Here is a 20,052-nt window from a genome sequence, read left to right as displayed (position 1 = left end):
AACCGCGCCTTAGCGGTTGGCGATGCCCCACATCGCGAAGAGGTATTTCCGCACGGCGAAGATGAAGATCAGCGCCGGCACGACGAGAATGAAGCCGCCTGCGAATTTCAGGTGCAGAGGCGAGGTGTCGAGGTTCTGCAGAAGGAACGCGGTGAGCGTTCGGTTCTCGATGGTCAGCACCGCGGCGGCGAAGACCTCGTTCCAGGAGATCACGAAGGCGAAGATCGCCGAGGCCGTGATACCCGGCAGAACCAGGGGCAGGATGACCTTCTGGAAGGCCGTCAAGCGGTTGCACCCCAGGGTCCATGCGGCCTCTTCCAGCTCGATCGGGATCCCCGAGAAGAGCGAGAAGGTGATCAGGACCGCAAAGGGAATGGCGAGCGTGGTATGCACGAGCGCGAGCCCGAATACCGTGTCGTCAATCCCAGTGCGGATGAACATCACCGCAAGGGGCAGGGCCAAAAGGGGCAGGGGAAAGGCCCGGGTCAGCAGGATCAGGAGCCGAAAGAGCTCCTTGCCGCGAAACTCGAACCGCGAGAGCGCGTAGCCCGCCGGTGCCCCGATGACGATGGACATGACCATGGTCATGGCCGCCACCAGGATCGAGTTCTTGAGCGCCGTCAGGATGCCTTCGAAATTGGCAAAGAAGGTCAGGCTGCTCAGGTCGAACTCGGGCACGAAGGCCTTCGGGTAGGAGTTCACCGCTTCCGGTGAACTCAGGGTGTTGATCAGCAGGAAATAGAGCGGAACAAGCACCCAGGCGCAGAGCAGGACCACAGCCGTGATATAGACATAGCGTCCCGCTTTCCTGGAATCTGCCGCCTTTTCGACGACATCTGTGGTTGCAGCGGTCATATCGTGGCTCCTTTCGGAACGCGCAGCGCACGCATGATGATGAGGGTGAAGGCGATGGAGATCACGAGGATGATCAACGCGATGGCCGCCGCCGCGCCGCCATTGAGCAGCTCGAACTGATAGGCATAGGTCTCGCCCATGAGCACGGGGAAGAGTGTCCCGCCAAGGGCCTGGACAACCGCGAAGACCTCAAAGGCGAGGATCACGCGCAGGACCAGCGCCGTCTGCAGCGAGGGCCGCAGCATGGGCAGGGTGATCTTCAGGAAGCGCTGCCAGGGCGTGGCGCCAAAGACCTCTCCAGCCTCGTAGTATTCCTTGGGGATCAGGCCGATGCCTGCCACGAGGATCACGAGCATGATGGCCGTCGCGCGCCAGATCTCGGCGAGCATGATGGCCACAAAGACCATGACCGGGCTGGTGTAGCTCAGGAAGTTCGTCGGGCTGTCGATCAGGCCGAGCCCGCCCATCATCGAGTTGAGGAAGCCGGACTGCTCGAAGATCGCGAGCCAGATGATGCCGGCGGCGAGATCCGAGATCCCCAGCGGGATCGTCCAGATATAAAGGATCAGGTCCCGCCCCTTCTTCATCTTCGTGACCATGGTCGCCATCAGAAGCGACAGGGCCAACTGCACGGGCACAACGGCCAGGGCCAGCAGGAAGGTGTTTTTGAGCGAGATCGGGAATTTCCAGTGCGTGGTCACGTCCCGGAAGTTGTCCATGGTAAAGCCGGACCCGTTGCTGAACGCCTGCTGTGCCACCAGCACGAACGGGTAGATAAAGAACAGACAAAGAAACAGCGTGACCGGCAAGATCAGGAAATAGGGTAGTAGTCGCGGGTTCATATGCCGCCCCCCGGTTTACGCCTAAGCGTGCGATTTCATTAAGACATTGGGCAGTTCGGACCGGTGCGCGATCCGAACTGCGGTGCGAGGGCGCTGGCGTGCCAGCGCCCAGGCGGGAGGATCACTCGACCGGGCAGGCGCCTTCGGAGGGCGCATCCGGGGCCCAGCAGGGCGCGCCGGTTTCATTCATGATCCGGACCAGGGTCTTCTTCTGGTCGTCGAGCACGCGCTCGATGGGCTGACCGGCCAGCACGATACGTTCAAACGTGTCCACGAAGACCCGGTTGAAGTCGCCACCCTTGTTGCCGAGACCGGCGGGCAGCAGGCCCGGGTTCGCATCGGGCGAGGCGCTCATGATCGCAACCGCGTTGCCAGCGGCCTTCACCGAAGGCGGCAGATCATCGGGCAGCGCCACATCAACGACCGGGAAGAAGTTGGTCGCGCGCAGGGTCGCCACCTGCGTCTCGGGGTTCATCAGATGGGCGATCAGCGCCTTGGACGCCTCCATGTCCGGCGCGGTGCGCGGAATGGCGATCCCGGCGATCACAGGCATGAAGCCACGGCCCTCGGGACCTGCCGGGGCCGGGAAGGCCACGAAGTCATCCGGACGCTCGTTGAAGGCTGCGGCCAGACGCGAGGTGTGGTCGAAGGCGATCCAGACATCTTCGTTCAGGAGCTGCTCCTGCAGAAAGGAGAAGTTGGTGGACCCCGGGTTGGTCACGGCCCAGAGCTCTTTCATCTTTTCCCAGGCCGTCACGGCCTTGTCCGAAGCGAAAGTCCGCACCACACCATCGGTGTAGGACGGGTACAGGTAACCCTGGAAGAAGCGGTGCTTCAGGCCTTTGGGACCTGCCGGGAAGCCGAATTTGGCCGAGCCCGTCGCCTCTTTGACGTTGGTCGCCCAGGCGATGAGCTGGTCATAGGTCAGCGTGTTGATATCGGCACCCTCGGGCAGGTGCTCCAGCGCCTTGGTATTGGCCGCCATGATGTAGCTGGCCTGCATCCACGGGATGTATTGCTTGGCGTCGGTGCCAAGCTGCGCGAGGTTGTTGAACGTGTCGCTCTGGGCGCCCAGGCCCAGCTCGTCCAGATCCACCAGATCATCGGTGCTCATGGCCGAGAAATCGCCATGCAGCGCACCGAGCAGGCCGATGGAGCCGGACCCGGCCTTGAGCTCAGCGTTCAGACGGGTCAGCCAGGGGCCTGCGTCGTTCGGCTGGTAGTCAACCTCGCCCGCACCATCCAGAACCTGCTCGCGCACGGCCTGCGCTTCTTCGACCGGCTTGGCCTGCGTGGACCAAAACAGAACCTCTGCCTGTGCCGCGGTCGCGGCGACAAGCAGCGCGAGGCCCGAGACGGCGCCTGCGAATTGGAACTTAAGGGTCATAGTCTCCTCCCAAGTTGAACCCTCCGAGCGACGGCACATGCCGCCTCTCTCCGGCATCTCGTCGGGCAAGTCTGCATCCCGACGCGATACCTTTGTCGTTTCCGAACCGTCCCGATCCTTGGGAAAGGGCTGGTACAGAATCCTGCCTTAGGTTGGTATAACGTTATACCTCACGTCAAGAAAAAATCTGTGCAAGATGCGAAGGCTTCATGAAAGGTTTCATTTGCCGCTGTTATAGCTGCATAAAACAAGAAATTCACAAATGAGATGTGATAAAACGATGTATCTGATATATGCGATGAACGGATGCGCCTATACTTCTGTGCGCAGTTGGCGATCCGAAGGGAGGAAGATCCGCGATCATGTCTGTGAAGCCGAAGCTTGAAACCGTGGCGAAGGAGGCGGGCGTCTCCGTTGCGACCGCAAGCCAGGTGATGCGCGGCACCGGGCGGATCTCGGAGAAGACCCGCAAGCGGGTGCTGCAAACCGCCAAACGGTTGAATTACGTGCCGGACGGGCGGGCGGCCTCCATGCGCTCGGGCGAGAGCCGCGAGATCGGCTTTGCCATCCATCAGATCGCCAACCCGTTCAATGCAGAGGTGATCAGCGGCGCCAGTGATCTGTTGGAGAGTGAGGGCTATCTGCTCTCGGTGCTGGATGCGCGCGACGACGCGGTGCGTCAGCGACAGCAGCTCGAAGCGTTCATCCGCAGCTCCCGCGCCGGGCTCCTCTGGGTGCCCGCGCAGGACACGCCCCGCACGACCTATGAGCTGCTGGCGACCCATTCCCTGCCGACGGTGACGTTCCTGCGTCGCGCCCATGTGGACAGCATCGACCATGTGGGGATCCAGAACGCCGCCGCCACCGCCACGGCGACCGAGCATCTGGCCGATATCGGCCATCGCCATATCGCCTTTCTCGGAGGTACGGCCCGGGTCGAAGTGCGCAACGAGCGGATCGAGGGGTATACGCGGGTGCTGGCCGAGCGTGGGCTGGGGGCGCCGATCGTCTGGGATTCCGAGGATGACAAACCTTCGGGCATGCAGGCGATGATCGACCTGCGTGCCGCTCATCCGGAGATCACCGCGATTGTCTGCAACGGGGACATGGTGGCGATTGGCGCGTCGCTGGCGCTGATCCGCATGGGTCTGGAGCCCGGCAAGGATGTCTCGATCGTGGGCTTCGATGACATTCAGGACGCGGCGATTGCGACGCCGCCCCTGACGACCATGGCGATCTCGCCCTATGATCTGGGCCGCAAGCTGGCGCGGGTGGTCGTCGATCGCATCAAGGAACCGGACATGCCCGCCGCCATGTCGCTTGTGCCCGCGCGGCTGGTGGTGCGCGGCACGACCGTGCCCCCGCGCACGGCCTCCGACCCCGAGCAGGGCTGACGCAAGGGCACGGGCCCAAGGTCTTGGGACGCAACGCCGCAGAGCCAAAACCCATCGCATCCCCCGTTGACGCGACCCCTGAAGCAGGGTTAACCCTGCCGCGCTAGCAGCAGCCAGCCTCCCGAAAAATCGACATGTTCACACTCAACGGAGGCTCTCTGATGGGACGTTCCCTCTTTGCGATCTTCTTCGCCACGACTGCGCTGACGGCACCGGCCGCCGCGGCCACCACCCAGGCTCTCTTTTCCGACCAGACCACGGATCAGGTGGTCTATGCCGCTGATCTGAATGGCGATGGGGACGCCAATGACGCGGGCGAAACCAAAGTCTTTTTCGACGCCAACAACGCCAGCGGTCTCGCATCGCCCACGGGCAATGTGTTTCAGCTCACCCAGTCTGAGGCGGGCGATGTCTATGTGGGCGATGGCGCCACGGACACGGTTTACCGCCTGCGCGATCTGAACGGGAACGACACGGCCCAGGATGCGGGCGAGGCCTCGGTCTGGTTTTCCGCGGACAATGCGAATGGGTTCGCCCTGCAAACGGCCAATGGGGTCGCCGTGGGAGGCGATGGCGCGGTCTATATCGTCGAGGCCGATACCGTGGGTAACCCGGCGGGCGATGTGGTCTACCGGACCGAGGACCTGAACGGCGATGGCGATGCCAATGACGCGGGGGAGAGCTCGGTCTGGCTCGATCTCGGCGCGCTGGACGCATCTTCATCGCCCTTCGAGATCGCCTTTGACGGGGACGCGGCCTTCATCACCGACACGGCCGGGGGCATCCCGCGGATCTACCGCGCAGAGGATACCAACGGGGATGGCTTGGTCGCCGGGGCGGAAGTCGTGGAATATGTGGCGCCGGGCGACGCGCCTTTCGCGCTGGCCGTGGCGGCTGAGGACGGGGATCTCTTTGCCCAGGACCTCTTCACCGATGGGCTGATCCGCTACACCGATCTCGACAAGGACGGGGTGATCGACGTGAGCACCGAGGCGTTCGAGCTTTGGGATCCGCTCGGCTTCGTGGATGGCGCGATCTTTGACTTTGCAGTCGACGGTAAACGCGCCTTGGTGCCGAGCAATGACTTCAACGATGATGACGAGATCCTGTTGCTGACGGATCTGAACGGGGACGGGGATTTCCTCGATGCGGGCGAGACGCAGTCCTTCCTTCTGGCCAGCGCGCAGGGAAGTCTCCCGCAGCGTCCGCGTTCCGTGCTGTTCTACAGCAGCGTCGCGCCGGTGCCGCTGCCGGCCTCTGCGCTGCTCCTTCTGGGCGGGCTGGGTCTGCTGGGGGCATCACGCCGCCGGAAACAGTGACGTCGTCGGCGAAGACATCTCCACATTCCGCCTTGGGGTGTGGAGCCTTGGTTTTCAGAGGCTTGCCGGAGGTGTCTCATCTCCGGTGCGATGTTGCGGGCCCCTCCCTTTAGGGCGCGGGTCTTAATGGACGGGCTTTCGCAAGCGCCAGGCCATCAGCAGAACAAACAGCGCGAGCATGGTGGCAATTGAAAAGCTCATCGCCATGGCCGCGTGCGCCGCGCCACTGTAGTCCAGCTGCGTTGCAAATCGATCAGATGTGGCAGCAAAGAGCGCTGACATTCCGCTTGCCCCCAGCACAAACCCGATATTGCGCGACAGGGTAAAAACTCCAGCTGTTACTCCCTGATGCTCTGCACGGGCGGCGGTCATGACCCCCGTGGCGAGGGCGGCCTGCACGATCTGATACCCGATCGCGAGCGAGACAAAGGCCAGCGCAAAGCCCGCGACACCGAGCACCATGGGCAGGCCCGCCATGGCCAATGTGCCGAGGCAGAGACCACAGGCGCCCCAAATGAGCGCCCGGGCTGGGCCGAGGCGCTCCGTCAGTGCTCCGGCGGGTGCGCCGCTCAGCGCCGAGGTGACCGGCCCCACGGCCATGCACAGCCCCATGGCGCTGGGGGAGAGCCCTAGCCCCAGTATCAGAAAAAACGGCCCTACGACGAGAATCCCCATCATGATCACCGCGACCACGCCGTTGCAGATCAGGCTGAGCGCGAGGAGCCGTTCCCGGATCAGCCTGAGGTCAATCAGCGGCGCCTGCGCGCGTGTCTCGTGGCGCAGCAATAACGCGAGCCCCAGTCCGACCCCAAGCGCCCCGGGCAGGTGCCACGGGGCCAACCCGCCGGGCAGGTCTGAGACCAGCAGCACCCCTCCGGTCAGCACAAGCGCCAGCAATCCTGCACCGGCCAGGTCCAGCCCGATCCGCTGTCGCGGCTTGGTGGGGCGCGGCAGGAACAGCAACGTTGTCGCGAGGGCCAGAACGGGCATCGGGATCTGGATCAGGAACACGGCTTGCCATCCAAAGCTGCCCGCCAGCAGCCCGCCAAGCGCAGGCCCGGAGGCGGTTCCGATGGCCGACATCGTCCCCATGGCGCCAACCCAGCGCCCGATCTGCGCCTCTGGCACCGTGGCGCGGACGAGCGCCAGAGGCAGGCCGATCATGGCCGACGCCCCGATCCCTTGCAGCGCCCGGGCGGTGATCAAAGCGGGCAGGCTCCCGGCGCTGGAGGCCCAGAGCGCCCCCAGCGCAAAGAGGGCCAGCCCGGTTGCCAGCACGGGCCGCGCGCCAAAGATGTCGCCCGCCCGGCCCATGGGGACCAGCAGCGCCGTGATCGCGAGGAGGAAAACCGTCACCACCAGGTTGGGGTCGAGCACGGGGCCGGGAAACGCGACGGCGATCGCGGGCAGGGTGACAGCCGTCAGGCTCATGGCCGAGGCGGCGGAGATCAGCGCCAGCCCGGGCCCGATGAGAGGGAGCCAGACGGGGAGGCGCGTCGTGGAGGTGGTGGAACTTGGCGCGTGGGGCATGGGATCGTGCCTTCTTGATGAGCGAGGGCCGACAGCCTACAACTTGAAGTCAACTTCAAGACAAGGGCTTTTGAGCATGGATATATCCGAGGTGTCTGAGCGGAGCGGCATCGCGCCTTCGGGGCTGCGCTACTACGAGAAACTCGGGCTGATCTCAGCCACGGGGCGGAACGGGTTGCGGCGGCAATACGACCCTGAGGTGCTGCATCGGCTGGCACTGATCTCCATGGGCAAGGCGGCGGGCTTTGCCCTCGACGAGATTGCCGCGATGTTCCGGCTGAACCCGACGCTGGAGCTTCCGCGGGACGAGATCGCGGCCAAAGCTGCGGCCCTGGAGGCGGAGATTGTGCGGCTCAAGGATCTGGCGCGGCTTATGCACCATGTGGTGCGCTGTCCCGAGGACGATCACATGGAATGTCCCCGGTTTCGCACCTTGTTGCGCGCCTCAACCCGGGCGCGGCGCAACGGGGGGTGAGGTTTCAAGCTCCTGACGGTACGTGCGTGTGGTCCCGCAGTGTAACCTCGCGCAGCCCACCTTCTTTCTAGCCGACCCGAACGTCCTTCCGTCGGTCGCGCAGAGTGGTAACCCCGCGTCCGCAGATAGCGCTTTCGCATGGGTAAATGCACCCGAGCCGCCGGTTCATGGCTTGGACTGTCTGCGCCTTCGCAGCAGGAAAGAGAGTGTGCTGGAGTGGAGGTGGCGGTCCCTGAAGGATTCGAACCCTCGACCGATCGCTTAGAAGGCGATTGCTCTATCCAGCTGAGCTAAGGGACCCTCCATACTCAGGTATGGCACAGGAAAGCGCTTTGTAAAGGCTGTTATCCGGAGAGGGGATCGGGCCATGGTTCACATGGCATTGCGGGCCCTGTGGCTGGGCTCGTTACGCGCTGGGCGAGGGGGCGACAGCGCCCCCTCAGTCCTGTCAGTGACCGGTAAAGACCAGCAGGTTGAAGGGCATCAGAAGCGCCCGTAGGCGCAGGCCTGCAGCGTGGACCACGCCGACCGTATCCACCACATGCAACCCAATGAACTTGAGCGTACTCAACTCCTCGGTCTCGAGCCGGTCGTGGTTGTTGGTATAGGCCGTGGCCAGGCAGCGACTGCCCGGTGGCAGGAGGTCCGTTGTGCCCTTGTAGATCGGTTCCATGAAGACGGTCACCGTTCCGGGCGCACGCCGCCGCGACGTATCGATCAGCTCGTCTGTCGGGCGGATTTGCCCGGCGGCGATGACGTCCTGCACTTCGGTGATCACCATCGGGATGATCGTGAAGGGCTTGCCGATACAGGTCATCTCGGCAACTGTTCCGGGCTGAACCACTTGCGTAGCAACCTGATCAAACCCGGCTTGGAACCGACCACGTCCGGCATCGCTGGGCACGAGGATCCCTGCGGGCCGCAGGATCGGGTTGACCACATCGCCCGGGCGCAGGGTGAATTGCTCGACAGTTCCATCGACCCCGGCATAAATTGTCAGCTTCTCGATGGTGGCCTGGGCCTGCGCCAATGCAGCCTCCGCCGTCGCACGCTGGGCGGGGAGAAGCACGTCGATCTTGGTGTCCACAGCTTCCAGATCCGCCTCGGCAGCATCCACCGCCCCTTGGTTCTGGTCGCGCTGGTTGCGCAGGGTGTCCACCTCGCGCTGGGTCACTGCCGAAGAGCCTTCGGCAATCAAGGTCTCGCGCCGGTTCAGATCATCCTCGGTCTGGGTCAGGGCCGCCATGGCCTGCTCCAGAGCGCCCGTTGCCGCGGCCCGCTCCGACTGGGCAAGCTGCAACTGCGCATCGATTTCCTCGATTTGACGCTGAGCGGTTTCGGCGGCGGCATCCTCGCTCGAGCTATCCATCCGGAAGAGCGGGGCGCCCGCCTCCACAAACTGATTGTTGCGCACAAAGACTTCTTCGACGCGACCGGCGGTGGTCGAGACAATGGTCAGGGTGCGGAAAAACGAGGTGACATTGCTGGTCGACGGATGGAAGTAAAAGACAACAGTGATCAGGCTGATGGTGAGCATGGCGCACATGGTGATGCCCCAGCGCAGCTCGTACCACATGGTGAAAAAGTTGATCTCGGCGCCCCATTTGCGGCCCTGGACCCGGCTCCGAAAGAGATAGTCGGGCAGGATGGTGATCAGTGAGCAGATCGTCAGTTCCAGCATCAGTCAGGCTCGCCTTTCGTCACGGGCGCGGCGGTCGCGGGGGCCGCCGCTGCAGGGGCCGTCGCGGCGGGCTCCGGGCTGCGGGTCGTCAACGCCCGGAGCGACTCCGCGATCGAGTTCAGCGGCGTGATCAGATCGGGTGGCCGGAAGGCGGCGAGCACCAGAGCCCCCACCCAGAAGAGATTGTTGTGGGTAAACAGCGCCAGCATCGCGAGCACGCTGATGAGCTGCAGCTGGGTGCTGTTGGAATGATGCGCCATCTTCTCCGGCATCGCATGGAGGGTGAAATAGGCGACGCCCAAACCCAGAATGACGAACACAACAAAGAAAATCATAAAGGTCATGAGATAGTCACTGCCATCGGCGGCGGCGACGAAGCGCGGCAAGTGCTCGGGCGCCATCGGGTGGATCTCAGGGGTCATGCGGGTCACGCCTCCATCGGTCAGAGCTTGCATAATCGCTGCGCAGGCTACGCTTGCCGCAGGGGCTTGGCCAGCCGCTTCTGCGAAAAACCGGGGCGTTTTGAGGGTTCTGGGAGGGAAAGGTGAATGTAAGCGGTTGCGCGGGGGCGCGCCGCTCAGGCGCTTTGCAGGCGCGCATCCCCGGTCGGCTCGGCCAGCTTGGGCAGCACGCCACGCAGCCAGTGCTCCACCGCTTCGGGCGTGGGCTCGATCAGTTCTGCCACGCCGCCGGTGAAGGTCTCGAACGCTTCTTTGTTGAGGCTGTTGAGCCCGACCAGTACCGGGATCTCGCGCGACAGCGCCTCCGCGATCAGCGGACGGAAACCGCGACCGCTGGCTTCCTGCTTGCCGAATTTGTTCACGATCAGCAGATCCGCGCTGGGCAGGAAGGATTCCGAAATCCCGATCGCGCTCTCCAGCGCCTGCGGGTCCAGACGACAGCCGCGCGAACCGGCCCCAAGGCTTTGGGAAATCCGCACCACGGGCCCGTCCGGCAGGATCTTGACGTCCATGTCACAGGGCTTGTCGTCGCCGCATTCGGTGTTGGTCTGCACCGTGCCGCAGAGATTGACGCCCGCCCTCTGCATGCGTTCCGCAACCTCCCACAACAGCAGGTCCGTTCCCCCGCGGGTCGATGCCATGGTGCATGCGATGTTCATCGGCGACCTCGTTTCTCAGTCTGGCTGGCCAAAAGGCAGAAAGGCAAGTTCGGTTCCAGCCGGTATATCGCCAGATTGGGCCGGAAGACAAATGAGACCATCGGCTTGTGCCAGCCATGTGATGTGGCCGCTGGCCTTCGTATCCGGGCAGAGCACGATCTGCGCGTCCCTCGGGGCGGCTGGATCCAACCGGGCGAGGCGGTACTCGGCGCGGCCCTTGCGATGGCGCAGCAGGCTTTCACAAATCGCGCGTCTGGCAGGTTTTGACGTCTGATCAATGCCCTGCAGGGTGTTCAGAAGGTAACGCCCGAAGAGGTGCCAGATGACATAGGCCGAGACCGGGTTGCCCGGCAGGCCCAGCCAATGGGCCTGCCCGAGCCGTCCGACGCAGACCGGTTTGCCCGGTTTGACGGCGACGCCGGCAAAAGTCATCCGGGTGCCCAAGGCCTCCATCGCGGGGCGGACATGGTCTTCCTCCCCGACGGAGATCCCGCCAGTTGTCACGATCAGATCGGCCCGTTTGGCCAGATCGGCGAGCAGGCTGCGCGTGGCCGCCCGGTCATCCGGGGCATGGTGCAGCGTGACCTCGGCCCCGGTTTCCAGGAGGGCGCTATGAAAGAGCGGGCCGTTTACGTCCCAGATGGCGGCAGCGTCTCGCGTGCCATCTGCCGCGCAAATCTCGTCGCCTGTGATCACAAGGGCCACGCGCGGGCGTCGGGCGACGGTCACCCGTCCATGCCCAGCGGCGGCGATGGCCGCAATGCGCCTCGGGGTGAGGCGTTGGCCCGTTGCGACCAGTTCCGCGCCTTCGCGCGCAATCTCGCCCGCCCGGCGCACATGGCTGCCGCGCTGCGGGCGCTCCGTCAGGGTGATCACCTCCCCGTGGCGGGTGACGGCCTCCTGCATGACCACCGTATCGGCGCCGGGGGGCAGCGGCGCGCCCGTGAAGATCCGCACAGCCCCGCTTGCGGGGCCGCGCGGCACGTCACCCGCCGCGATCCGGTCGCAGACCGGCATCGTCCAAGGCCCCGAACCCGTGAGGTCCGCTGCGCGCAGGGCGTAGCCATCCATCGCCGCATTGTCGAAAGGCGGCAATGGCGCGCGTGCCGCGACGGGGGCCGCCAGAACCCGGCCCGCCGCCTGCATCAGGGGCACGCAGTCGGTTCCGGGCAGCGCGGTCACCGTCTCGGCCAGCCGGGCAAAGGCGGTCTCCACCGAGATCAGCCCTTCGGTCAGGGCCGGGGCGTCGCAGCTGCAGACGGGATCACGCAAAGGGCGGTTCATCGCGGGCTCCTCGGGATCAGGCCGCAGGCGCCATCTGGCCCGCGGCGTCGAGCAGGATGAACACCGCGCGGTCGCCGAGATCCGGCGTGCTCAGCCGATCATAGAACCAGCGGCGCGCAGGTTCGGATTGGGCGAGCGCATAGGCCAGCGTATCCGCGCGCTCTGCCGATGCAATCCGCTCGGCCATCTGGCGCTGGGCCGCATCGCTCCCCTCGGTCAGGATCACGTCGACCGCCCCGTGACGCACGGCCATGGCCCCATCGCCGAGATAGGCCAGTGCATCCTCCGGGGGGAGCCGCCGGATGGCCGCCGCGCGGATCAGCGCATCGGGATCCTCCAAGGCCGCGGCGAGGCAGGGGCTGTCGGGGGCGAGCTTGGCAAGCACCGCATAGGCCGCCGCCCGGATCACCGGGTCCTCATGCCCATGGGCCTTATGAGCGGCGCTCAGGAGTGCCTCGGCGCAATCAGGATCCGGGGAGGTCTGTGCCAGAGCTGTCCAGATCGCCTGCTGCGCGGTGTCTGGCGCCTCCGGACGCGCGGCGAGCAGGGCTGCGGTCATGCCGTTCATTCGAGCCGTGCCGCAGATCTTGATCGCCTCGGTCACAAGCGCTTCGGCGACGCCATCCGCGCCCTCGACCGCGCGGCGGCGACGCCGCTTGGAGGGCGCTTCCTCAGGGGTGTCCTCGGCCAGCTCTGGCTCGGCCTCCATCGGGGCAAGGATTGCCGTGAGGGTCGAATGGGAGGAGGTCGAGGCGACAGCCTCGGGCGTGTCCTCGATGATTTCCCCTTCCGGCGAGATGCGAATGCGGCGCGGGCCGCTTTCCCCTTCCTTGGGAACGGTCATGTCCGGGCCATCGGCGAGCGGCGCGGCGGTCGCCTGAGAGACATCGTCACTCAGGAGAGTGCCCTGTATGGCCGCGCGGATGGCATCACCCGCCTCGAGATCTCCGGCCTGGGCCCGTGTCGTCAGCGCAACGAGCACCGTGGTGCGGATCTGCTGTGCGGGGTTGCCAAGGAGATCCACAAGGCGGGTGGTCTCGATCGCAGGCTCCATCGTCGCCAAGGATTTGACCGCAGAAACGCGCGCATCCAGAGGGCGCTGCGGATCCGCGATCAGCGCCAGCAGGGGCGCCTCGGCCCGCTCTGGGGCGCGACGGGGCAAGTGACGCGCGGTGGCGCGCACCAAGACGGCCGGCCCCTGAGCCAGCCAGGCGAGCATGTTGTCTTCGAGGCTAGTGGAAAGCTCTGGATCGAGCTGCGCGGGGATCAGATCGAGCGCCGCGGCCTGCACCTCCGGCGCGGGGTCCTGCAGGGCCGCGATGGCCTTCTCCGGCTGTTCGGTCGCGACCCGTTGCAGCGCCCCAATGCGCACGGAGGCGGCAGGGTCCTCGGCGGCAAGCTGGGCTAGCCGCGTGTCATCAGGATCCATCTGGCCGACCACATGGGCACGCAGCTGGGCATCCGGGCTCGCGATCAGCCGGTCGAGATGGTCGACCAGCAGAGCAGGATCCAACTGGCAGAGCTTGGTCAGCGCCCGTCGACGGGCCGGGCCGCCCTCGGTCTCCAGAATGGCGAGGAGCCAAACGACCCCGTCATGCCCTATCTTTGCCAATGCGTCGAAGACGGGAATGTCGAGGGTCTGACCCAGCTCATCATCCCGCGCGGCCATCAGATCCTCGATGGCCTCGGTGGCCCGCATCTCGCCGAGCGCCTCAATGGCGGCGATTTGAATGTCGAGCCAATCCTCCCAATCGCTGTTCTCGTCTTCCCAGGCCACGCGGTCCTCGCTCCGCGACAGGGTGAGCGCGCGGATCAGATCGAGCGCCGAGGTCGCGCGCAGCCGCGCCAGCCCGGACAGGGCCGCGCGTTTCACTTCGCGCACCGGGTCGCCTTCGAGCGAAAAGACAAGCAACTCGGTATGCTCGGGCAGGGCGCAGCGGCTCAGCGCGTCCATCGCGTCCGTGCGCACATCGGGGTCGGGGTCCATCAGCGCATCGGTCAGAAGCGGCAGGGACAGGGCAGGGGCGACCCCAAGGCCGGCCAGGGCCTTGATCGCCGCGCTCCGGATGATCTCGTTGTCACTTTGGATGTGAGTGGCCAGCGTCGCTGCGGTCTCGGCGGGCATGGGGGCCATGGGCAAGTCACGCATCGGATCTCTCATTTGTCAGGGAAGGGCCCCCGGCGCAGGGCGCGCCGAGGGCGAATGCCTTGGGCTCAGGCGATGTCGCGGCGGGCGAAGGACATCGAGCGGAACTGCGATTTGTAGGGGCTCTCGCCCATCTTGCGCAGTTTCCCGACGCCCATCTTGTAGTTGTAGTTGCCGCTGATCCAATCGACGACCCGGCCCGAGAGCGCATTGGCGGGCTGCGCGGTATGGAGGAAATCCATATAGCCAAGGTTTTCCTTCACCGCCGGGGTGACAATCGCCACCGCCGTGATCGAGGCGCGGGTCAGTTCGATATGGCCGTTCTTGAGCAGTTCGGCAAAGTCGAAATCGGACCCTTCGACGCCCACGATCGTGTCCTTCTGCACCGGGATCCGGTCGGAATAGACCTGCACGTAGTCACCGTTTTCGATGCCACGGGCCTCGGCCACGTTCGGGTGGATCTCGATCCAATTCTCAGGCCAGCGCTGCACGATGTAGGGCCGCCTGCGGTCGTCATAGCCGGACTGCCAACGCTCGTTGATCCGACCCGAACTGATCCAGATCTCGTCCTCGCGCGGCTTGAGCCACTCCCAATAGCTGGAGAACAGATCCCAGGGCGCCTTCTGGATATTGCATTTGCCGGTCTGGCTGTTGAAATGGGTCAGCTTCTTGTTGAAGACGTTCGCGCCCACGGGCCCTTCGGCAGGCAGCTTGCGGTTCACATCATGGAGGCGCTTGGTCTCCACAAGGTTGCCCTCGCCATCCATGAGAACGGGGCCCTGGATGCCATTGGTGCCGAACTCTGCGAACTTCTCATGGAGCGTCTTGCCCTCTTGCCGGGCCTTGACGAGCACCATGTTGAAGTCCTTGCGGCTGCCGCGGGAATGGCGCGCGCCTTCCTCCAGAACCTCGTTGGAATCCGCCCAGTCAAAGCCTTCGAACCCCATTTTCTTGGCAAGGTTCGCAACGATCCACCAATCGGGTTTGGCATCCCCGGGTGCGTCGTAGAACTTCGGATAGAGCCGCAGACGCCGCTCCCCATTGGCGCGGGTGAAGGTATCCTCACCCCAGCCGCTGGCCGGAAAGACGATATCCGCGTAGCGCGCGCCAATCGGATCCACGAGGTAGATATCCTGGTTCCAGACGACCATGCCGCCGCTATCGGCCCGTCGTTTCAGGGTGTCGATAATGTCTTGTTTTTCAAAGGACATGACCTGATGAGGGTTGCGGGTGGTGAGCTCGTCGAACTTGGCTTGCAGAGATTGCGAGCCGCACATGGCCTGCACCCAGGTGGTGCCGATCACATGGGCGAGACGGGTGTGGCCGCTCATGAGGTAGCGGTCCGTATCCATAGCACGACGACGGCGTCCGGGCAGTTTCTCGGGCGATTTGTTGCGGGGATAGCCTCCACCGCGCAGACCGCCCCGCTGGTGCCCGCCGGCCCGGCCGATCACCTGACCCGGGCGTCCGCCCGCGCCGCAGACAATCCCGAGGGCCGAGATCGCCTGGGTGTTGCCGGTGTTGTTCGACCAGTAGAAGCCTTTCTCGATCATCACGCTGGTCTTGGGACGGGAGCCGTCATCCTTGGGTTTGGCCATCCATTCGGCGGCGGCATAGATCTTCTGAACGTCGATCTGCGCCATCTCGGCGGCCACCTCTGGCTTGGAATACTCCTGGCTCAGCAGCCACTCTTTCCAATCCTCAAAGCCAGCCGTCTGGAACTTGCCCCAGGTCGTGCGCCACTGCCACGGGGTGTTCCGCGTGCCTTGGCCGAACCCGGAAGAGCTTTCCCATTTGTTGTTGACCCAGTTCTGGATCCACTCGGCATCCTCCCAGCCATTCTCGACGATCACCCGGGCAATCGCGAGCACCACGGGAAGGTCTGTGCCCGGCTGGATGTCCAAGAGCAGCCCGCCATTCTTGACCGCAAAGGCCACACCGGCGGTGGAACGGGGCAAAAGGAAGATCGCCTTCTGACCGCCCTGGATCGCGGGCATGATGTAGTCGGTGAAGAGGATCGTCTTGGACTCGTAGGGGTCCGTGCCGCACATCAGCAGGGTGTCCGCCTCAGCCCAGTCATCATAGCTGGGACCGAAATTGTCAAAGCCCGCATCCCGGAACCCGGGGGTGGAGGTCACATCCGACGGCGTATCGTGGAAAGTGAAATTCGCGGTCCGCACATGGCGCAGGGCGTATTTCGTGATCGCGTAGGTGTTCTCCATATAGCCATAGGAGAAGGTCTTGACCCCGTAGGCATTGGTCCCGTGTTTCTCGAGCACGTGGTTGCCCACCTCGGCGGCGATATCGAGCGCGAAATCCCAGGTCACGGGCATCAGCACGCCGAACATCCGCACCATGGGGGAGGTCAGCCGGTCGCGCGTGGGCGTTTGCGGGTTATAGACCTTCTGCGCCAGCGCGCCGCCCCGGATCGAGGAGTTGCCGGAGTAGTTCACGAACTCCGTATCCTTGTCGGGGATGATCACGATGTGATGGGGCTCGCCGTTATGCAAAACGATATTGTGCATGTTGGGCGCGATCCATGGGCCGAGCGGCGCGACCGGGAAGTCCTCGCCAAAGGCGTTGTCATCGGCCGCCGGGCCGCCATTGCGACCGCCCCGGACGGGCCAGCGATAGACCTTGTAGCCGCAAGCCACGATGCAATAGTCGCAAGCCGTGCTCAGCACATCCGCGTCGGGCGGCGGCAGGGGGACGGATTCTTCGGGGACGTAATACGGTGTGGACATGTTGGATCCTCCTCAGCCCTGCAGATTGTCGAAACGGCCATAGATCAGCCCGAACATGCCCACGGCGTAGATATCGTCGCCGTCGAGCTCGAGAAGCACTTGCGGCAAGGACTGGTAGGCCTGCCCTGAGATGAAGATCCCGTGCCGCGTCAGATCGAACGTGGTCAGGTGCAAGGGGCAGGGCCCCAGCGCCTTGTCAGCGGCCTGATAAGTGCCCTGAAGCGGGCCACCCTGGTGGGTGCAGGTGTAGTTGAACGCCACCACATCCTTGTCCGGGCCGAGCCCGCCACCGGCCTCTTGCCCCAGTTTCACAAGGATCGATTCCGCGTATTGCCCCTCATCGGGGTATTCGAAATCGAAGGGTTCATCGACGGAAAGCTCGCTGAGCTTGGCGATGAACTTGCGCGGATAGGTCGAAATCGCCGCGGGCGTTTGCGCCTCGGACAGGCCGGGGATCCCGACCATCACCACCGTGGTGGCGATCCCGCCCGTAAGCAGAAACTGCCGCCGGGTCTGCAAGCAGGCCTTGGTGCCCGCCTCGGTCGCTTCGCCGTTCGCGCCATTGATGGCCGCGCGGATCTTTGGATCAATCTTGGTCATGTCTGTGCTCTCCTCAGTTCTGCGCGACCGCGGGCAGCGGCTGCATAGAGGGCAATTCAGGGGGCTCGGGCAGGATCTCGTCGCCCGAAAGCGATCCGAGGAAGGCCACCAGATCGGCTTTCTCCTCGGCGGTCAGTCCCAGCGGCTGGATCAGCTCGGATTTGTTGGCGGCAAATTCGTTCTCACCACCGCCCTGATCGTAGAATTCGACCACATCCTCGAGCGTCTCGAGCATCCCGTTATGCATGTAGGGGAAGGTGTAGGCCGTGTACCGCAAGGACGGCACACGGAACTTGCCTTTGTCCTCCTTCTGCTTGGTGCGGAAGTAGAGGCCCGGATCATCCTTGGTGGTCCGGTACATCTCCTCCGTGGAGCCCTTGGCATAGAGCTCAAACCGGAAGGTGATCTGGGCCAGCTCATCGTCTTCCCAGCCCGCATAGGGCGGGACACCGATGTTGTAATAGGCTTCGTTCGACAGAAGCGGTCCGGAATGGCAGGCAATGCAGTTGGCCTTGCCCGCAAAAAGCTCCAACCCGCGTTTCTGAGCCTCATCAAGGGCTTCGTCGTCGCCATTCATGTAGTTGTCGAAGGGCGTGTCGGTCTGCACGAGGGTCCGCTGATAGGCGGCGATGGCCATATAGGCGTGACGCACGCTAGGCCAGTCATCGCCGAAGACCTCGTTGAAGGCCTCCACATATTCCGGCACGAAGGCAAGCCGGGCCTCCATCCCGTCATCCTCGCCATTGCCCGCGACCCCGCCACGGGCCGCCGAGCGGGCCTGATGCTCCAGCGAGCCCGAGGCGCCCGCCCAGAAGAGCTTGCCGTAATAGGCGGAGTTCACCACGGTCTGGCTGTTGCGCCAGTGGGTCGTGCCCGGATAGCCAAAGCTGATCCGGTCCTGAATGGCCCAGCCCGCTTCGGGCAGGTGGCAGGCCGAGCAGGGCATGCCGTAATTCCCCGACAGGATCGGGTCAAAGAACAGCATCTCGCCAAGGGCGACCTTTTCCGGCGTCATCGGATTGTCCGCCGGGATTGGGGGTGGGCCGAGCGCGGCCAGTCCTTCGGGGCGCGGGTTCTCTTGGGCCCAGGCGCCGCTGGCCACGGCCAGGGCGGTGAGGGCGGTGAAAGTGGTTCTGATAGACATCTGTGCCTCCCTCAATTGTTCACGTTGCGCCAGTCTTCGATCAGCGCGTAATCGAAGTCGTCTTCGCGCCAGACATAGGCGTCGGTGTCGAAGCTCTCGCCCGAGAGCGCCTCGAGAAAGGCGACCAGATCGGATTTCTCGGAGGGCACGAGGCCCAGCGGTTCGAGGCGCGGATCCTTGAGCGCATCCTCGCCGCCCCCGGCATCGTAGAAGTCGACGACCTCCTCGAGGGTTTCGAACACGCCGTTATGCATATACGGCGCGGTCCAGGTCAGCTCGCGCAGGGACGGGGTCAGGAAGGAGCGCCGCGTGTCATCCTCATGGGTGCGGATATAGGCGCCGATATCCTCACGCAGGTTCATGTAATTCGGCACGCCGAAGAACTTGGCATAGGTGACATAGACTGAGTGCCGCTCCGGATCGTTCCAGATGTCGGGGTTGTTCGGCACGCCGATATTGTGCGGCTGGTCATCGGTGAAACGCGCGCCGGAATGGCAGGCAACGCACTGGGCCTTGCCCTCAAAGATCGCTTGACCGCGCTGGGCGGCGGCGGACATCTCGCCCGTATCAATGGGGGCATTGCGCGACTGGATGGTCTTCATGAAGTCCATCAGCGCGTTGCGGGCCCCGCCATTGCCGGGCTCGGACATGCCGGCGGCAGCGAACATCTCCACATAGACGGGATCCTGCTTCAGCCGCTCCTGCATGATGCGCATGTCCATGTTCATCAGGTAGGTTTCGGTAATCATCTCGCGGGCGACGTCGTTGAGGTTCGTCCCCAGCCGCCCGTCATGCATCCACGCATCGCGGAAGCCCACATTGGCCAGCGTCGGCGTGTTGCGGAAATGCGCGCCCCCCGTATAGGCCGCCGAGAGCGGCAGCCCATCGGTGAAGGCCTTCTCGGGCTGGTGGCACGAGGCGCAGGAGAGCGAGGTGTCGCCTGACAGGCGCGTGTCATAGAACAACCTCTTGCCCAGCTCCGCCCGGGCCGCATTGACCTCGAGCGGGGGTTCGGGCGTGGCCGCCTCCTGCGCGGTGGCGGCGCCACCGGCAAGCACAGCTCCTGCCAGTAGGATCCTGAGTATCATGAATATGCTCCTTGTCCTGGCAAACGCGGGGCCGATCCTGTCCCTGATCGGCGGGGTCCGCGCTTTTGTGAATTCTGCTGGGGTGCGGATCCCGACCGGGTCGGAGTCGCGCTTGGCAAGGGGTCAGCCGGATGCTGGCACCGTCCCTTGGATCGCCTCATTGATTTGAATCAACGGGTGGACGCAAAGCATGTAAGTGACTGAAGAAAAACAATTGAAACGCGAAATTGCGCTCATTTGGTTGTTTTCGATGTGATCCGATCCGGTCATGACGGCCCTCAAAACAGGAGGTCTCACGCCGCAAAAAACAGCGCTTCTGCCGGGCTGGCAAAAGGTCGAAAATGGGTGAGACTTAACCTTGAGTTGAGTGTATCCCGCCGCGCTCGTGGCGTTGTTTCGCGCCTGCGCCCGGATGTGACGAGTTGTGACGAAATGTTGCGGCG

At 64.2% G+C, this 20,052-nt stretch carries 16 protein-coding genes and 1 tRNA gene; 3 read left to right on the top strand and 14 right to left on the bottom strand.

All coding sequences use genetic code 11. The features are described from left to right. Positions 1–9 precede the first annotated feature (9 nt). From ACP153_RS01720 to ACP153_RS01710, 3 genes are all read right to left on the bottom strand, one after another. Positions 10–855: a carbohydrate ABC transporter permease gene (locus tag ACP153_RS01720; protein ID WP_424964780.1), complete on the bottom strand. Its 846-nt coding sequence runs from the start codon at positions 853–855 to the stop codon at positions 10–12. Continuing rightward, positions 852–1,697, bottom strand: a complete 846-nt coding sequence (locus ACP153_RS01715) for a carbohydrate ABC transporter permease (protein ID WP_424969245.1) — start codon at positions 1,695–1,697, stop codon at positions 852–854. Before ACP153_RS01715 ends, ACP153_RS01720 begins: the two co-directional genes overlap by 4 nt. Positions 1,698–1,818: 121 nt before the next feature. Then, positions 1,819–3,084 carry an ABC transporter substrate-binding protein gene (locus ACP153_RS01710; RefSeq protein WP_424969244.1) on the bottom strand — a complete coding sequence of 422 codons (1,266 nt, stop codon included), beginning with the start codon at positions 3,082–3,084 and terminating at the stop codon, positions 1,819–1,821. 362 nt (positions 3,085–3,446) lie between these two features. Between ACP153_RS01710 and ACP153_RS01705 the strand changes: the two genes are divergently transcribed. Further along, on the top strand, positions 3,447–4,478 hold the full coding sequence (locus ACP153_RS01705; protein WP_424969243.1) for a LacI family DNA-binding transcriptional regulator: 1,032 nt from the start codon (positions 3,447–3,449) through the stop codon (positions 4,476–4,478). Positions 4,479–4,639: 161 nt separating this feature from the next. After that, positions 4,640–5,797: a VPLPA-CTERM sorting domain-containing protein gene (locus ACP153_RS01700; RefSeq protein ID WP_424969242.1), complete on the top strand. Its 1,158-nt coding sequence runs from the start codon at positions 4,640–4,642 to the stop codon at positions 5,795–5,797. A gap of 123 nt (positions 5,798–5,920) precedes the next feature. Here the strand turns inward: ACP153_RS01700 and ACP153_RS01695 are convergent, their stop codons facing one another. After that, entirely contained in the window at positions 5,921–7,327 is a 1,407-nt protein-coding gene (locus ACP153_RS01695; protein ID WP_424969241.1) for an MFS transporter, read from the bottom strand. 76 nt (positions 7,328–7,403) lie between these two features. Here ACP153_RS01695 and ACP153_RS01690 point away from each other — a divergent pair, with 76 nt between their 5' ends. After that, positions 7,404–7,802, top strand: coding sequence for a MerR family transcriptional regulator (locus tag ACP153_RS01690; RefSeq protein WP_424969240.1), 399 nt, complete (start codon positions 7,404–7,406; stop codon positions 7,800–7,802). Between the two features lie 223 nt (positions 7,803–8,025). Here ACP153_RS01690 and ACP153_RS01685 read toward each other — a convergent pair. The 10 genes from ACP153_RS01685 to ACP153_RS01640 all read right to left on the bottom strand — a co-directional run bounded on the left by ACP153_RS01685 (position 8,026) and on the right by ACP153_RS01640 (position 19,609). Further along, positions 8,026–8,102, bottom strand: a tRNA-Arg gene (locus tag ACP153_RS01685). A gap of 148 nt (positions 8,103–8,250) precedes the next feature. Continuing rightward, positions 8,251–9,483: an HlyD family secretion protein gene (locus ACP153_RS01680; RefSeq protein ID WP_424969239.1), complete on the bottom strand. Its 1,233-nt coding sequence runs from the start codon at positions 9,481–9,483 to the stop codon at positions 8,251–8,253. Next, entirely contained in the window at positions 9,483–9,938 is a 456-nt protein-coding gene (locus ACP153_RS01675; RefSeq protein WP_424969238.1) for a hypothetical protein, read from the bottom strand. Before ACP153_RS01675 ends, ACP153_RS01680 begins: the two co-directional genes overlap by 1 nt. 122 nt (positions 9,939–10,060) lie before the next feature. Then, entirely contained in the window at positions 10,061–10,603 is a 543-nt protein-coding gene (locus tag ACP153_RS01670; RefSeq protein WP_424969237.1) for a DUF2478 domain-containing protein, read from the bottom strand. 15 nt (positions 10,604–10,618) lie between these two features. After that, the gene (gene glp, locus ACP153_RS01665; protein WP_424969236.1) at positions 10,619–11,887 is read right to left on the bottom strand and encodes a gephyrin-like molybdotransferase Glp; all 1,269 of its coding nucleotides are present in this window, start codon (positions 11,885–11,887) and stop codon (positions 10,619–10,621) included. A 16-nt stretch (positions 11,888–11,903) separates the two neighbouring features. Beyond that, a complete protein-coding gene (locus ACP153_RS01660) occupies positions 11,904–14,036 on the bottom strand; it encodes a HEAT repeat domain-containing protein (RefSeq protein ID WP_424969235.1) in 2,133 nt (710 codons plus the stop codon). 65 nt (positions 14,037–14,101) lie between these two features. After that, complete coding sequence (locus ACP153_RS01655; RefSeq protein WP_424969234.1) at positions 14,102–16,777, bottom strand: arsenate reductase (azurin) large subunit; 2,676 nt, start codon at positions 16,775–16,777, stop codon at positions 14,102–14,104. A 12-nt stretch (positions 16,778–16,789) separates the two neighbouring features. Next, a complete protein-coding gene (locus tag ACP153_RS01650) occupies positions 16,790–17,377 on the bottom strand; it encodes an arsenate reductase (azurin) small subunit (RefSeq protein ID WP_424969233.1) in 588 nt (195 codons plus the stop codon). A gap of 13 nt (positions 17,378–17,390) precedes the next feature. Continuing rightward, positions 17,391–18,521, bottom strand: coding sequence for a cytochrome-c peroxidase (locus tag ACP153_RS01645; RefSeq protein ID WP_424969232.1), 1,131 nt, complete (start codon positions 18,519–18,521; stop codon positions 17,391–17,393). An 11-nt stretch (positions 18,522–18,532) separates the two neighbouring features. Next, the gene (locus ACP153_RS01640) at positions 18,533–19,609 is read right to left on the bottom strand and encodes a cytochrome-c peroxidase (protein ID WP_424969231.1); all 1,077 of its coding nucleotides are present in this window, start codon (positions 19,607–19,609) and stop codon (positions 18,533–18,535) included. Positions 19,610–20,052 lie beyond the last annotated feature (443 nt).

It is taken from the genome of Dinoroseobacter sp. S76, from assembly GCF_049801095.1.
Lineage (GTDB): Bacteria > Pseudomonadota > Alphaproteobacteria > Rhodobacterales > Rhodobacteraceae > Dinoroseobacter.
This window is presented reverse-complemented; position numbering and strand designations above follow the sequence as displayed.